The organism is Pseudomonas sp. UM16 (assembly GCF_050312595.1).
Lineage (GTDB): Bacteria > Pseudomonadota > Gammaproteobacteria > Pseudomonadales > Pseudomonadaceae > Aquipseudomonas.
Genome location: NZ_JBNPJT010000036.1, coordinates 1 through 15,641 on the forward strand (window position 1 = coordinate 1; position 15,641 = coordinate 15,641).

The following is a 15,641-nucleotide window of genomic DNA, read 5'->3' on the forward strand; positions in this document are numbered from 1 at the left end:
CGAAAAGCTATGCCGCTATGGTCTCGCTGGCTTGTTCCATGCGGTGTTTGCGACATCTCTTTTCGTACAGTGCCTAGCTCGCTTAGGCGAATCTTAAACAGAACCATCAAGAAAAGAAAATATTTAACTATAAAAGTCAAGAGAATCGCTGCTCTTGATAACCATTAGGGAAAATATTTACAATACTCTCTAGCTCCTCGCCACAATACTCAAAAACAACATCAAATTCAGAAAACGAAGACTCTGCATGCTCCTTCTGCTGAACGCGAATTCTGCTAAGCCGACTGTCAGAGTATACATAATCTGAGATACTACACCCAAACACCCCCCAATTGAGATCCCTTCTAACTAAATCGCCATCAAAAATAGAAACTGAGATATTCCTCAGATCACCTGAGCTTGTAAAGTGAATACGTTCGAGGCAATCATCTCCGTAAAAACAAAACTCTTTATTTACTATATTTTCGGCCTGACCATATATCTCGATAAAAATCACGCGCCCACGCTCATCAAAATGATAAACGTGAGTATTTTTTATGTTAACTGGCAACTTATTGAGCTTCCTACCCTTCTTATACCCTGCCCGCTCAACCTCATAAGGACGCAAATTATACATAGCACCCTTGCTTATTACCGACCGACACAACTCTAGAGAGACGCCAGACATATAATCGGACAAATATCTTTCACATTCAGAGCCAACCTCCTCATATTTTTTTTCAACCTCATGCAAATCATACATACAAATACTCTCCATTTAAAACACTCCACGCGCAATTTCCGAGCTCATCTTATTTAGCTCACTCAGAAAATCACTACTATTATTTATCGACACCAGCCGATCATATACCTTCTGTTTATATGCATTAGTATGAATACTGGCATGATTAGGCAAAGTGCTACCTGCCGGTAGTTTTACCTTACTATTTGAAGGTAGGAAAACACCATTGTGAGCAGTATTTATATCAATATCCAAATCTTTCATTTTTCCCTGAAGCGCAACCATCCGCACATCAGTGGAGTTGGACATAACAATATGGTGAGCAGAATTTTTGAAGCTAGGCTCCGACTTCCCCGCGGCGACCATATTTTCCCTAAGCGCCTTAGCGTCGCTAGAGCACGTTAACCCCCATGGGTCGATCCATACAACAGGATTCATTGCATATTTGTATAAATTAATGCCTCCCTGCAGACCTATTGGGTCTTGCGTACTAAATCGACCAACTTCGGGATCAAAGTACCGGAACGTGTTGTAATGCAGCCCAGTCTCGTCGTCAAAGTACTGCCCCTGAAACCTCAGGTTCTGCTCAACTTCATTGACCGTCAGTTGCTCTATCGTGCCCCAAGAGCGATACGTCGCCTGCCAGACGATCTCGCCCTCGCTGTCGGTCAGCTCCAGCGGCGTGCCGATCTGGTCGGTATGGAAGTAATACAGCTTTTGCTCTTCGCCCTCCGCCTGGTCGACACGCGCCAGCGGCGCATAGCTACCCGGCTCGTAGAGGTACAAACTGCTCTGCCCCGGCGTCTCTTCCCGCAGCATCCGCAGGCCTTGCCAAAGAAAGCGCTTCTGCTCAGTTTTGCCGTTGATCTCCGACTGCTTCGCCACCCGCCGCCCAAGGCTGTCGTAGCGATACTCGCCCGTGCTCTGCAGCTTGCCCTCGACCAGCGTTTGCGCCCGGACCAGGCGGTTTTCGCAGTCATAGGCAAAGCTCTGCAGCTTGCTATGCCCTGAACGTTTCTCGATCAGATTGCCCCAGGCATCGTAGCTGTATTCCTGATCCCGCCACTGCCTGATGCGGTTGTCCTTGACCTTGTCGAACTGGCTGGTATTGAAGTTCAACCGGTTGGCTGCGGCGTCGTAGCGAAATTCCTCACTCCCGACCAGCGAACCGGTATCGCGGCTGTGCAACTGGCCGTTGGCTTCGTACTCGTACTTGATCTCGCCGCGCAGCTTGTCCAGGGTGCGTACCAATTCACCCGCCGGATCGTACTGATAACGCCGGTGAATCGGGTTGTATGCATGCTCCACCAGCAATGAGGTGGTGATGCCGGCATTGTGCACTTGTGAGAGCTTTTCTGCCGGCAACGTCGAGGCGAACTGCCAGGCCTTGCGGCCCATCGCGTCATAACCGAAGCAACTGGTTAGCCTGCCTTGGGTGCGATACACCTCGCGGTGCAGATCATCGCGCTCCATGTCGCTGATCACCTGACCATCCAGGTTCAACTGGTGCAGGTGGCCACTGCCGTAGTACAGATGATTGAGGTGTTGGCCGGTGGGCAACGTCAGCGTGGTCAGGTTGCTGAGCGGGTCGTACTCGTAGCTCAGGGCTCCATCGGCAGTGACTTCCTGAGTCAGCCGGCCCAGCAGGTCGTAGGCGTATTCCAGCTTCTCTTCGGTTACGCCCAGTTGCTTGCCGGTCATGGTTGGCTGGCGTTGAATGCTCAGCAACCGATCACCGTCGTCGTACTCATACTGCTGCCGCGTATCGTTGTTGAGCTTCGCCAGCAAACGACCAATCGCATCGCGCTCGAACAGCGTCTCGCGTTGCGGCCGCTGCCTTGCTCGCCGGCCTGGCAGCGGGTACGGGAGGCAGCGTGCTGACGCCCCTTCACTCATTTAATAGACATTAACCATTTATAATTCTTTGATAGCCTGCCTGATCATATCGCTAAAAAACTCTTGAAAATCCTGATAAATTACATTTTTTTCCTTTGTCCGCTTAAAGGAAAGCTCCGTTTCTACTATAACCGGCTCTCCAGAACTGCCGATAATCGAGGTATCAATTGAGTAAATTGGGCCATACCCTGAAGCTTTAACTACAATCATCGAATCGTCTGCATCACCATCTGCACAAGCGCTTTTTGTCGCAAAGACAACACTAGGAACAGCTACTGCGTCAATTCCGCTTTTAGTAATCCCATAATAGGTATCACCTGCAAATGATAAGGCGCCATATTTTTTAAGAAACTCTATATATGAGCCAGGGAACTTTACACCCAGCGCTTTTTCGAAATCACATATAACTTCATCAGTAGCGCCACCAGCAAACGCAGGATCTTCCCCGCTTGCATTAATCTCCAACTCCAGCCTATCAATATAGCTCATATACATATCCCTTTCAAAAGTCTAACGCACGCAACTTTCAATATGATTTCCCCAAGCATTGAATGGACTGCGACTCATACTTGGCGGTGCGCTATTATAAAGGCGTCTCACCCCGTCTTGCCCAACCCAGCTTTTAGCTCTCTGGTTTGAGTACATATGCAATACCCTATCATGCTTCGAGTGAAAACCACTCTTGAGTGAGGAGATGAACGTTGGTCGTATTCTAGGTACACGCGAATGCCGCCAGTGGCGCTGATGTCAGTCAGCGTTTTGCGCGGTACGGGTGACATGCAGGAAGTGGCCAAGGGCGTTTTCGATGCGCTGCAGCGGCACCTGGCTGTCATCGACCGGCACCTCGCCGAAGTAGAAGAACAGGTTGTCCAGCTTTAATGGTTTTACAACCTCATAGGACTAATGAAAGTGAAATATTCAACTCATTTTTTCACTCACACTAGTCTCTCAATAATCGGCACAACCTGTCTCCGCAGCACCTAGAGCACCTAAAGAAAGCTATTCCGCGAACACGACCCTACATGGATTTAAAAGCGGCCCTTAACTGCGACGCATATTTTTTGTTATTTGGAATCCGTATAGACTTCAGATACCCATCCAAATCCTCAGGTTTATTTTTTAAAATATAAAACTCCAGCAAATAAATATTTAGAAAATTCCTATAGAATGGATTAACAGCTAGAACCACATCATCTTCATCTTCCTGATGTTTTCCCTCCTGCTCATTTTCTGTACCTTGTATAATTTTTAATTTTTTTGAAATGTACCTGCAAAAACCATCAGCATCCTCTGCAATATTAGAAAGTTCAAGTGGCTGAACCTCTGCAGCATTGAACTTCATAGCATCATACTTCAGCAACACATCAGAGACGTCTTCATCATTAACATTAAAATTCAATATCCGCATCACACTTTTGAGTAGCTGATTATAAATATCACTCTCTACCCAGTCTCGAACCTGCTTTGAATCTACCATACATCCAACCCCTTAATAATTTTTGATAACTCATAGCCCGTGTGCCTAAAGGGATCAACCACTTCGTGCTCCCATGGCGTCAGTGAATTGTAGTGGTCAACTAATTACGGACACCTCGATAGGTGGTTTCGACGCCATCGCCCGTTCGTAAACGGTCGGTGGCAGATATCCCAGTTTCGAGTGCAGCCGCTCGTTGTTGTAAAACCCAACGATGTATTCCGTGATATCCCGTATCGCTTCAGACTGATTGGCGTAATCGCGACGCCAGACGCGCTCCATTTTCAAGCTCAAAAAGAAGCGCTCCATCACGGAGTTATCCCAACAATTCCCTTTACGACTCATGCTTTGCAGCATGTCATTTCTTGCCAGCAAGTCTCTGTAGCTCGCGCTTGCGTACTGGCTTCCACGGTCTGAATGGGCGATCAGACCAGGTGGCGGTTGGCGTTGAGCAATTGCCAACTGCATTGCACTACACACCAGCTCGGCTGGCATGTTCGCAGCCATGGACCAGCCCACGACCTTGCGTGAGAACAAGTCCAGCACCACAGCAAGGTACAGCCAACCACTACGGGTTCGGATGTAGGTAATGTCAGCCACCCAGGCCTTGTTCACCGCCTCGGGTTCGAATTGACGGTTCAACACGTTCTCGGCAACCGGCAGGTCATGTTTGCTATCGGTCGTGTGCACAAACTTACGCTTCCAGGCCGAACGCAGGCCATTGGCGCGCATCAAACGACGAATTTTATAAACGCCTACTTCCATACCTTTGGCACGCAACACTTTACGCAACGGGCGACTGCCATAGCAGCCGCCGCTCGCAGCAAACGACGCCTTGAGTTGCACGGTCACGGGACAAATCGATACCGGCGCCTCACGCTTGTTGGCCTCGTAGAAGCCGGATCGGCTGATACCCAGCAGCCGACAGACATACGCCACCGAATAAGCCTTCTGTTGCAGTTGCCGAACCAATCGATACGTTACTTCAGCTCGCGGGCAAAGAAGGCGGTGGCTTTTTTTAATACATCGTTATCCATCTTGAGCTGGCGGTTTTCCTGCTCCAGCTGTCGGATGCGCTGCTGCTCGGATGTGAGTGGTTTACCTATCCCGGCCTGTCCCAATTGCTCGGCCTCGTACTGTTGAACCCAGCGCCGAACGGCTGTCTCACCAAGATCCAGGTCGCGGCAGACCTGCGGAACGCTCAGCCCTTGGTCCGTGATCATCTTCACCACTTGCAGCTTGAAGCCTTCGTCGAATGTCCTGCGTTTCTTGATCATGAAAATCTCCTCGATAGATGCATTTTCCACCTATCGAGGTGTCCGGGGAAATTAGACCACTACAAATCTAAATTCTGAGTTGTGTGTACACCATCCCCACCCACTCGCTGAGGGATATCTCTGTGGTGGAGTTCCATCGATACATCTTTTATTTCAGGGAGACCTGTCTTTCTATTAATGACTTCAGCAGTCATTTTAGGCGCCTTACCTTCCGCCATCCGAGCAAGGTTGGCAGGGGAATATGCTTGAGTAGGGGCTTTAGCCTCAGCTTTCCAGTAGTTCTTACGCGCAGTCCCCCAGCACTCCCATCCCCAAGGATCAATCCAGCCCGTTGGGTTCGGTACGTATCGATAAAGGTTGAACCCTCCATCCAATCCAATCGGATCCTGCGTTACAAACCGCCCCACTTCCGGATCGTAGTACCGAAACGTGTTGTAGTGCAGTCCAGTCTCGTCGTCAAAGTACTGTCCTTGAAACCTCAGGTTCTGCTCGACCTCACTGACCGCCAACTGCTCAATCGCTCCCCAAGACCGATACGTCGCCTGCCAGACAATCTCCCCCTCGCTGTCGGTCATCTCCAGCGGCGTGCCGATCTGATCGGTATGGAAGTAGTAAACCTTCTGCTCCTCCCCCTCCGCTTGATCGACACGCGCCAGCGGCGCATAGCTTCCCGGCTCGTAGAGGTACAAACTGCTCTGCCCCGGCGTCTCTTCCCGCAGCATCCGCAGGCCTTGCCAGAGGAAATGCTTCTGCTCGGCCTTGCCATTGATCTCGGACCGCTTGGCGACCCGCCGCCCGAGGCTGTCGTAACGATACTCGCCCACACTTTCGAGCTTGCCGTTGATCAGTGTTTCCGCTTTGACCAAGCGGTTTTCAGCGTCATAACTGAAGTGCTGCAACTGGCTCAGACCGCTGCGTTTCTCGATCAGATTGCCCCAGGCATCGTAGCTGTATTCCTGATCACGCCACTGCCTGATGCGGTTGTCTTTGACCTTGTCGAACTGGCTGGTGTTGAAGTTCAGCCGGTTGGCTGCGGCGTCGTAGCGGAACTCTTCGCTACCGACCAGCGAACCCGTGTCACGGCTTCTCAGTTGACCGTTGGCCTCGTACTCGTACTTGATTTCGCCGCGCAACTTGTCCAGCGTGCGTACCAACTCCCCGGCTGGGTCGTACTGATAGCGCCGGTGAATCGGGTTGTACGCATGCTCCACCAGCAATGAGGTGGTGATGCCGGCATTGTGCACTTGTGAGAGCTTGTCGGCCGGAAACGTCGAAGCAAACTGCCACGCCTTGCGGCCCATCGCGTCATAACCGAAGCAACTGGTTAGCTTGCCTTGGGTGCGGTACACCTCGCGATGCAGGTCATCGCGCTCCATATCGCTGATCACCTGACCATCCAGGTTCAACTGGTGCAGGTGGCCACTGCCGTAATACAAATGGTTGACCTTGCGTCCGTCCGACAAGGTCAGCGTGGTCAGGTTACTGAGTGGGTCGTACTCGTAACTCAATGCTCCCTCAGAGGTGATTTCCTGAGTCAGCCGCCCCAGCAGGTCGTAGGTGTAGTCGAGCTTTTCTTCGGTGATGCCCAGCCGTTTACCCACTGCGGTTGGCTTGCGCTGAATGCGCCAGTTCGACCATGTGGAGGCGGCTACCTCACCGACGATGAAGCCTGCGGTGAACTTTAAGGCACAGGGTGACGACTATCATGTTGGTTTTGATCAGTTGAGCAATCCCTAAGCGCACGGGCGGTCAGCATATCCAAAAAGAATCGCAATAGACTGGAGTCTCGCCATATGTGCCAGTCACCTCGCCCTGATTTTGAAAGAGCAATAATTCATAAAGCAGTATTGAAACTACGCACACCCTAGCAAGAAAAACTCACCAACACACTTATTTTCAACAAAAAACAACAGCCACACTTACCAAAAGCACAATTCCCAAAAAAAAAAACACTTATCACTTCAATGCCAAGAGCGGTAAATCATAACCTTTATTTTTTACAATTTCCTTGCATGAAAGCACCTCAGAAAGTTCCTGCTCGGACACCAACCCTGGACATAAAGACATCGCGCAATGAACAAACACAGCAGGATATGCGTAATTATCTGGCGCGCTCAAAACATCCCGAATGGTACGCCCCGTAGGAGCTATACACCCTAGGACCATTGGGATATAGAAATCTTCCAAAACCGATCCAATATGATCGCAAACACTTCTCAAAGACACAGAGTCAGGAGTTTTAATTGCGCCACCAAAGTCACCACTAAAAATCTTACCCCGATCACCCGAAGTAGTAAAAGAAAAACCAGCACCACCAAACAAATTACTCTTATACGGGGGAGTGTAATGCGAGGCGCAATCAAACAGCGACCCACCATATACTAGCCCCACAAGAACATACGCATCCACGCGCGCCAAATGTTCAAACACAAGCTCAGCAACTACTTTTTTTTCATACTTAAACTTTAGTTTGTTCCTTGAAGCAATCACACCCGGAAAACTAGCAGAAACCTCTTTGAGTTTCTTCAACAGCTCAACCTCAAAAACAGAGCGACTTTCCAGAGTCATAAATCACCGATACTTAAGCACATTGAAAACTGCATCATGAACAGCCCCTTTACCACCCAAAAGCTTACCACGCGCACTACCTGTATCGACCTTTAACTTCCCAACTGTACCACTTGACGGCTTAATCACACCACCACCTAGATGATTAGTTGTATTGGCAGGGCTACTCATATCGAAAACACCAGAAGCCTTCTGATTTTTTGTGAGCGATCCCGACCCATGCTTTACTTCAAATACGTGCAGATTACCTTGAGCATCCCTAGCAACAAAGTCAGCACGCACCCTGCTCCCATTCACTTTCATGGTAACTTCTTCAGCTACAATTTTATACCCATTGCGTTCCAAGTCATGCATAGCCTTAGTCCGACCTTTATCTCCACTGGCCGCACTTTTACACAATCCAAATGGATCAATCCATGTTACCGTGTTTGGGGCATACTCATAAAGATTGTACCCACCGTATAAACCAATCGGGTCCTGCGTTACAAACCGCCCCACCTCCGGATCGTAATACCGAAACGTGTTGTAGTGCAGTCCAGTCTCGTCATCAAAGTACTGCCCCTGAAACCTCAGGTTCTGCTCAACTTCATTGACCGTCAGTTGCTCTATCGTGCCCCAAGAGCGATACGTCGCCTGCCAGACGATCTCCCCCTCGCTGTCGTTCATCTCCAGTTGCGTGCCGATCTGGTCGGTATGAAAGTAGTAAAGTTTTTGCTATTCACCTTCGGCCTGATAAGTCGCGCCTACGGCGCTTAGCTAGCCTACTCGTAAAACCGACTACCTAGAATTACCCAAAACTATTTGCCACCATGCACAGTTAGTATAATTATTAGCCTGACAGGAACAAATTTTCTGGCAACCATACTATTTACTCTAGCGAACCCCTAGGCCACTAGAAAAATAGATGTTAGACATGGACAGCAGGCAGACTGCGCGAAATACACAAAAGATCGATTTAAAATAAAGTTGAACGCCCCGAGCACTTGTACTCGTGGCGCACTTACAAAAAGCCACAACATTAGAAAACTGATAACACCTGACAACCATTAACAATGGCAAACAAAAACCTATGCCCCTCGTATTTTTTAGCCCTTTTTCTAGCCGAGAAACATTGGATACGCCCCTCCTTTATCCAAATATGCAAACCAACCAGGGATAACCTTTTTAAACACTTCCACCCCTTCAGGAGAGTCTCCAGATTTTATTAGGACAAAATCCACATTCAACTCACCATCTACACCAAAAGGGTCAACATACAGCAAACCATGAGTTCTCATGAATGCCAACAAAACCGTAAGCTTGCGAATTATTAGCTCCTGATATTACTTACTTCCATTTCCAGAATAAAGCATAGGATCGCTACTCAACGCAAAGTCAACGCCACTCATTCTGCACCTCGAGTTCACGCCCGAGTACATTAGTCGCCCAACTGCTTCGCCACTTAAAAATAAAACCTATAGGTGTAGATAGTCGCATGAGCATTGCGTTCGTCCAACCTAAAGAAATATCTCAAATATAAAAACATGCCCAACGGCTAAACCTTACACACCATCCCGAGACCTTCAACACCAACTCATCCATGGTGTTACCGGCACAACAATGTAGCTCACTCGTGACATCAATCAATAAAACCCCAACAAACAGTCCCCCTAAATCAGTCACCCTGACTCGCGGCTACTCCAATTTCAAGCAGAACCGATCCAAATCAATAAACATGACACTCCTCATTAACAACAAGCAAAAGCCTACCCCACAATCCGCAAAAACCAAACTTAATAACAGACCTACAAAGCGAAGCTCACAACAACCTAAATAACAATCAGCTTATCCTTTGAATACCCCACAGGCCATCTCCCGGAAAAGTAAAGATCAACCACCCTTGACCAAACGCTGCCACTTCCATAGTAGCACTCAGACACGTATTGTCGAAATGCAAAACAAGCTGCATTTCGTGCAGCCACACTAAAATCATGCGCACCCGCAATAAATTTTTCCTTTGGCACTTCTTTAATCGACTGCATAACTGCCTTACTAACTTTAAGTCTAAGCTCAACTAGGTCCTTAGGAGCCTTGGGGAACGAATTGAAAGGATCTTCTTGAGTAGGAGTAGTCGGTAACCATTCAAGATTTTTATAGACCCCATGAAAATCTGACTCTTCTGGCTCAACAAAAACTTTAAACACGCTCTCCACATAAATCACCCCTTCATTTAAATCAGGAGCACAACCCATCCTGGAGAAAAATCTGGCACGCGCTATATCATCAACCAATTTTTCAGCATCTAACATATCAACCTCTCACATCTGTTATCGTACCCGGCGGCAAGGCCTTTCTGCTCTGCTGGATAGTTGTTCTTAATACTCCACCTGCAGCGTGTGGCCCAGGTATTCCAGGAAGCGAGTGATTAGGCAGCTTTCCTCTCGTCGGCATAAGATTCCACCACTTGTTGGCACCTCCACTCTCCAAGGGAATTACATGATGAGGTGTTGCCCCTTCTGGCCAAACTCGCCCTGTATTAACCTCCCACTGTTTCATTAAGTAGTCTTGATCTCGAGCAAACTCTTTTCGGGCCACCTGATTCTGGAAGGCACTACGGCGCTGCACAACTGGCAAGTTTCCTTTCAAAGTTGCTGCTTGTTGTGCAGTAATTTTACCTCCAGGTGCTGCCACCTGGTTCGCTTCCGCAATGACCTTATCATGCAGTTTGCCACATGATAATCCTAACGGATCTACCCAGCCATGGGGCTCAGGAGCGTATTGATAGAGATTGCTTCCTCCCTCCAACCCAATTGGATCCTGCGTTACAAACCGCCCCACCTCCGGATCGTAATACCGAAACGTGTTGTAGTGCAGCCCAGTCTCGTCGTCAAAGTACTGTCCTTGAAACCTCAGGTTCTGCTCGACCTCACTGACCGCCAACTGCTCAATCGCTCCCCAAGACCGATACGTCGCCTGCCAGACAATCTCCCCCTCGCTGTCGGTCATCTCCAGCGGCGTACCGATCTGATCGGTATGGAAGTAGTAAACCTTCTGCTTCTCCCCCTCCGCTTGATCGACACGCGCCAGTGGCGCATAGCTACCCGGCTCATAGAGGTACAAACTGCTCAGCTCCGGCGTCTCTTCCCGCAGCATCCGCAGGCCTTGCCAAAGAAAGCGCTTCTGCTCAATTCTGCCGTTGATCTCCGACTGCTTGGCCACCCGGCGCCAGATGAGGCTCGGGTTGCGCGTACTGCGGTTGAGTCGATCATCCAGGTTTGCAAATCGATAAAGCCTTGCTCATTCAATCTCAAGTGCAAGCGTTTGAGCATCTGATCGAATGTCCCCTGGTTTCGCCAGCCCCGAAACCGTTGATACACCGTTGACCAGGGGCCGAAGCGTTCCAGCATATCTCGCCACGCAGCACCTGAGCGGAGCACCTAGAGCACGCCATCGAGCATCAGGCGGTCGCTCAGGCGGGGCCGCCCCCGGCCATGGGTTTCGGTGAAGAGATCAGCAACCACACCCCAGGCCTCATCCGAGAGTTCATAACGCTTTGCCATCACAGGATTCCTTTCCGTAGATGGATGGAAACTCTACAAAATTTCAGCTTCCGAGGGACGCCGATTGAGTTTCTCGGGATCTCGTACAGAGCCTAGCTTCTCAGATCCAATATCGAGCACAACAGGCCCGGACCTGCTAATAGTGAGAGGCATGGTCTTACAGGAAACTGGCCTACTACGTACAGCAGCTCAATACTTTACTTTTGCTGCCTCACTACACCAACCGATTAAAATTCTACGCTGCTGGCTAGCAAACTGCCAAAAATCACAGTCACTTACAGAGACTCTATCCCCGCCAATTTCCAGCTCCCCGCCAGCAACTATTCTTGAGTCGTTGACTGTTATGTACCGAACATTGCTTGCATTCATCAACTACACCCCGGATTGCTGCCCCTTTTAATTCAGGCTAAGGTTAGTTGCCATCACCCAGAATTTCATAGCATCAATCGACCTTTGATGCGACAATTGCAATTAACACTATCAGTTACCCTCAAATAAACCAATGTACGCCAACCCATTATAACTAGTTTTAAATGGCCGAGGCACAACAACCCCCCCATCAGAATACCAAAATATAGCATTGGCTTTGGTTATGCCCAGCCTTATGCATTCAGCTTTAACATCCAACAACTCACTAGAATCAACAGATGACTCCTTGAGGATCTCATCCAAACTCACTTCTTGAGTTTTTCTGGGAATTATCCCGATAAAGTCCTCATCATACCATTTTATTCCGAGATCCTGACAAAATTCACAGACTTTATATGCGGGATCATCCATATCCACAGAGTAGTCCAACTCGAAATATTTGAGATATACAGGTTCCGGGGAAAAATTAGTACCCACCCATACATGCACTTTTTCATAGCGCTCGATATCATAAATATCCATTTAACAAGACCCCAATTTCATGTGATTACGATGGTGTGTATCAATGACACTCAACGCTTCAGCCTTACTCTTGGTCTTAACCAAGTCCTTTATAAGTTTATTATGGAAATTTCTACCTGCGCTACTTCCGTGGTGCGGGCCATCAGGCACTGGATTGCCATGCCTATCAGTTACGCCGACAAAAGTAATATCTTTAGTAGGCACGGTCATTTCCTTGAGTTCTTGGGCAGTAAAACTAAGCTCCCTTGCCTTGGAGGCAATCGAAACCGGGAACATCTCATGTTTCCCGCCAGGTTTTCGAAGCGCCTCCTCCACTCCCTTTTTGTTATCAATGACATCTTGGACTGAAGCACTATTAAACCAGCTTTCAAAGCCATTTTTCTCCCATGGTACCCAACCCAACGGGTCAATCCAAAGCGTCGGGGTAGGCACATAGGCATAAAAATTAGCTCCGCCCCGCAGCCCGATTGGGTCCTGGGTGATAAACCGCCCCACCTCCGGATCGTAATACCGAAACGTGTTGTAGTGCAGTCCAGTCTCGTCATCAAAGTACTGCCCCTGAAATCTCAGGTTCTGCTCAACTTCATTGACCACCAGCCGCTCTATCGTGCCCCAAGACCGATACGTCGCCTGCCAGACAATCTCCCCCTCCCTGTCGGTCATCTCCAGCGGCGTACCGATCTGATCGGTATGGAAGTAATATAGCTTTTGCTCTTCGCCCTCCACCTGGTCGAAACGCGCCAGCGGCGCATAGCTACCCGGCTCATAGAGGTACAAACTGCTCTGCTCCGGCGTCTCCTCCCGCAGCATCCGCAGGCCTTGCCAGAGGAAATGCTTCTGCTCGGCCTTGCCATTGATCTCGGACCGCTTGGCGACCCGCCGCCCGAGGCTGTCGTAACGATACTCGCCCACACTTTCGAGCTTGCCGTTGATCAGTGTTTCCGCTTTGACCAAGCGGTTTTCAGCGTCATAACTGAAGTGCTGCAACTGGCTCAGACCGCTGCGTTTCTCGATCAGATTGCCCCAGGCATCGTAGCTGTATTCCTGATCACGCCACTGCCTGATGCGGTTGTCTTTGACCTTGTCGAACTGGCTGGTATTGAAGTTCAGCCGGTTCGCTGCGGCGTCGTAGCGGAATTCCTCACTACTCACCAGCGAACCGGTAGTGCGGCTATGTAATTGGCCGTTGGCCTCGTACTCGTACTTGATTTCGCCGCGCAACTTGTCCAGGGTGCGCACCAATTCCCCGGCCGGGTCGTACTGATAACGCCGGTGAATCGGGTTGTACGCATGCTCCACCAGCAATGAGGTATTGATCCCGGCGTTATGCACCTGCGAAAGCTTTTCTGCCGGCAACGTGGAGGCGAACTGCCAGGCCTTGCGGCCCATGGCGTCGTAGCCAAAGCAGCTGGTGAGCTTGCCTTGGGTGCGATACACCTCGCGATGCAGGTCATCGCGCTCCATGTCGCTGATCACCTGGCCATCCAGGTTCAACTGGTGCAGGTGGCCACTGCCGTAGTACAGATGATTGAGGTGTTGGCCGGTGGGCAACGTCAGCGTGGTCAGGTTGCTGAGCGAATCGTACTCGTATGACAAGGTGCCTTGCGCCGTCGTCTCCTGGACCAGTCGGCCGAGCAGGTCGTAGGCAAATTCGAGCTTTTCTTCGGTGATGCCAAGCTTCTTCCCGCTACCGGTGGGCAAGCGCTCAATCGACAGCAGGCGATCCCCCTCGTCGTATCGGTATTCCTGACGCGCATCGCTGTTGAGCTTGGCGATCAGTCGGCCGATGGCATCACGTTCAAATAACGTACTGCGCTCCGGACGCTCACCTCGCTCGCCATACCCGACTTCATCAACGCGGGTCAGGTGACCGCCCTCGTTGTAGCTGAAACGACGCGTCAGGTTGTCCACCCGCACCTCTTCGCTCAGCCGATCCGAGGCATCGTAGGCAAAGCTGTAGGTCGCGTTGTTTTCATTGACCAACGCCGTCAGGCGCAAGGCCTTGTCGTACTCGTAAGCAATGCGTTGGCCTTTGGCGTCCTGACGGCTGCTCGGCAAGCCACGTGCGGTGCGCAACAGGCGTGTGATCTGGCCTTTACCGTCGGCGTGGCTGAGCACCTGGCCATAGACGTTGTACGTAAAGCTTTCCGCGCTGCCGTCCGGATGGTTGATGCGCAGTACTTCACCGTCTGCCTTGCGCTCCAGGGTAGTGGTCTGGTTCAGCGCATCGGTCACTGCCACCAGATGCTGGCGCTCATCGTAGCGATAGCGGGTGCTTTTGCCCGAACAGTCCTGATAGCGCTCGACCTGGGCGAGCGCGTTCCACCACAGGTATTTGGATTTGTGGTTGGCATCGATGATGGTGTGTGGCAAGCCATCGTCGCTGTTCAGGTACTCGGTCAACTGGCCCAGGGCATCGGTTTCGGCAAGCAGGTTGCCTTTGTCGTCGTAACGCGCCTGCCAGGTGCTGCCGTCCGGGTAGCTGGCCTTGGTCACCAGGGTGGTCAGGTGGTGGTATTCGTAGGCGATCTTGCGGCCCAGTGGGTCCGTCTCTTCGAGCAAACGGGCAAATTCGTCGTACGTGAAGCTGAGCCGATTGCCGTCCGGCAAACTCAGGCCGACCATGTTGCCGTTGTCGTCCAGGTCAATCGCGTAACGTTCGCCGCCATAGTCGCGGCTGGCGATCACTCGGTGGTCGGTGTTGTAGTGCACCTCGAGTTCGCGACCGAGCACATCGGTCGCCCAGCTGGTGCGCCCTTCAAGGTCGTAGCGAAAATGGAAGTGCTCCCCGTCGCTGGTCCAGTGCTCCACCACCCGTGGCTGGCCACCGAGGGTTTCCCAGCGGTAATGACAACCCAGGCCCAACGCGTTGCTGTGATTCACCATCAGGCCGTCGACGTAGCTGAAGCTGCGTACGCTGTCGCCGTTGCGGTTGATCACCGTGCTGAGCTGACCCTGCTCGTCATAGCGGTACTGGGTCAGGGTCTCGACCGCCTGGTTGTTGACCAGCCGTTTGATCTCGGTCAGGCGACCCAGCGGGTGGTCGTAGTGCAGGTGCACGCGCGTGCCGCCAGTGGCGCTGATGTCGGTCAGCGTGCCTTGCTCGGTGCGGGTGAAATGCAGGAAGTGGCCGAGGGCATTTTCGATGCGCTGCAGCGGCACCGGGCTGTCGTCGTCCGGCACTTCGCCGAAGTAGAAGAACAGAGTGCGATCCATGAACCCCACCTATCCAGCCCTTGGGTAGCCGGTTACTGTGGCATCTCTGGCGAGCAGTT

General features: G+C 50.8%; 8 protein-coding genes and 6 pseudogenes. 1 reads left to right on the forward strand and 13 read right to left on the reverse strand.

What is annotated here, in order from left to right:
• Positions 1–136: 136 nt before the first annotated feature.
• The 3 genes and pseudogenes from ACQRAX_RS25200 to ACQRAX_RS25210 form a co-directional block, all read right to left on the reverse strand.
• Complete coding sequence (locus ACQRAX_RS25200) at positions 137–742, reverse strand: hypothetical protein (protein WP_412037790.1); 606 nt, start codon at positions 740–742, stop codon at positions 137–139.
• Positions 743–757: 15 nt separating this feature from the next.
• Positions 758–2,557: pseudogene (locus tag ACQRAX_RS25205) on the reverse strand (RHS repeat-associated core domain-containing protein); the annotation flags it as partial.
• Between the two features lie 78 nt (positions 2,558–2,635).
• Entirely contained in the window at positions 2,636–3,106 is a 471-nt protein-coding gene (locus tag ACQRAX_RS25210; RefSeq protein WP_412037791.1) for an SMI1/KNR4 family protein, read from the reverse strand.
• Between the two features lie 255 nt (positions 3,107–3,361).
• Between ACQRAX_RS25210 and ACQRAX_RS25215 the strand changes: the two genes are divergently transcribed.
• Positions 3,362–3,496, forward strand: coding sequence for a hypothetical protein (locus ACQRAX_RS25215; protein ID WP_412037828.1), 135 nt, complete (start codon positions 3,362–3,364; stop codon positions 3,494–3,496).
• 139 nt (positions 3,497–3,635) lie between these two features.
• Here ACQRAX_RS25215 and ACQRAX_RS25220 read toward each other — a convergent pair whose 3' ends face one another.
• The 10 genes and pseudogenes from ACQRAX_RS25220 to ACQRAX_RS25265 form a co-directional block, all read right to left on the reverse strand.
• Entirely contained in the window at positions 3,636–4,094 is a 459-nt protein-coding gene (locus ACQRAX_RS25220; protein ID WP_412037792.1) for a hypothetical protein, read from the reverse strand.
• A 96-nt stretch (positions 4,095–4,190) separates the two neighbouring features.
• Positions 4,191–5,368 (reverse strand): IS3 family transposase gene (locus tag ACQRAX_RS25225; RefSeq protein WP_412037793.1). Its coding sequence is split into 2 segments (ribosomal slippage): positions 4,191–5,101 and positions 5,101–5,368, totalling 1,179 coding nucleotides; the frame shifts between segments, so codons are not numbered across the junction.
• A gap of 299 nt (positions 5,369–5,667) precedes the next feature.
• A pseudogene (locus ACQRAX_RS25230) lies at positions 5,668–6,990 on the reverse strand (RHS repeat-associated core domain-containing protein); the annotation flags it as partial.
• Between the two features lie 334 nt (positions 6,991–7,324).
• Positions 7,325–7,897, reverse strand: coding sequence for a hypothetical protein (locus ACQRAX_RS25235; protein ID WP_412037794.1), 573 nt, complete (start codon positions 7,895–7,897; stop codon positions 7,325–7,327).
• A gap of 42 nt (positions 7,898–7,939) precedes the next feature.
• Positions 7,940–8,650, reverse strand: a pseudogene (locus ACQRAX_RS25240) (RHS repeat-associated core domain-containing protein); the annotation flags it as partial.
• Between the two features lie 1,094 nt (positions 8,651–9,744).
• Positions 9,745–10,224: a hypothetical protein gene (locus ACQRAX_RS25245; protein WP_412037795.1), complete on the reverse strand. Its 480-nt coding sequence runs from the start codon at positions 10,222–10,224 to the stop codon at positions 9,745–9,747.
• A 430-nt stretch (positions 10,225–10,654) separates the two neighbouring features.
• Positions 10,655–11,140: pseudogene (locus ACQRAX_RS25250) on the reverse strand (RHS repeat domain-containing protein); the annotation flags it as partial.
• Positions 11,134–11,475: pseudogene (locus tag ACQRAX_RS25255) on the reverse strand (transposase); the annotation flags it as partial. The pseudogenes ACQRAX_RS25250 and ACQRAX_RS25255, both read right to left, overlap by 7 nt.
• A 480-nt stretch (positions 11,476–11,955) precedes the next feature.
• The gene (locus tag ACQRAX_RS25260) at positions 11,956–12,366 is read right to left on the reverse strand and encodes an immunity 22 family protein (RefSeq protein ID WP_412037796.1); all 411 of its coding nucleotides are present in this window, start codon (positions 12,364–12,366) and stop codon (positions 11,956–11,958) included.
• A 393-nt stretch (positions 12,367–12,759) separates the two neighbouring features.
• A pseudogene (locus ACQRAX_RS25265) lies at positions 12,760–15,570 on the reverse strand (RHS repeat-associated core domain-containing protein); the annotation flags it as partial.
• Positions 15,571–15,641 lie beyond the last annotated feature (71 nt).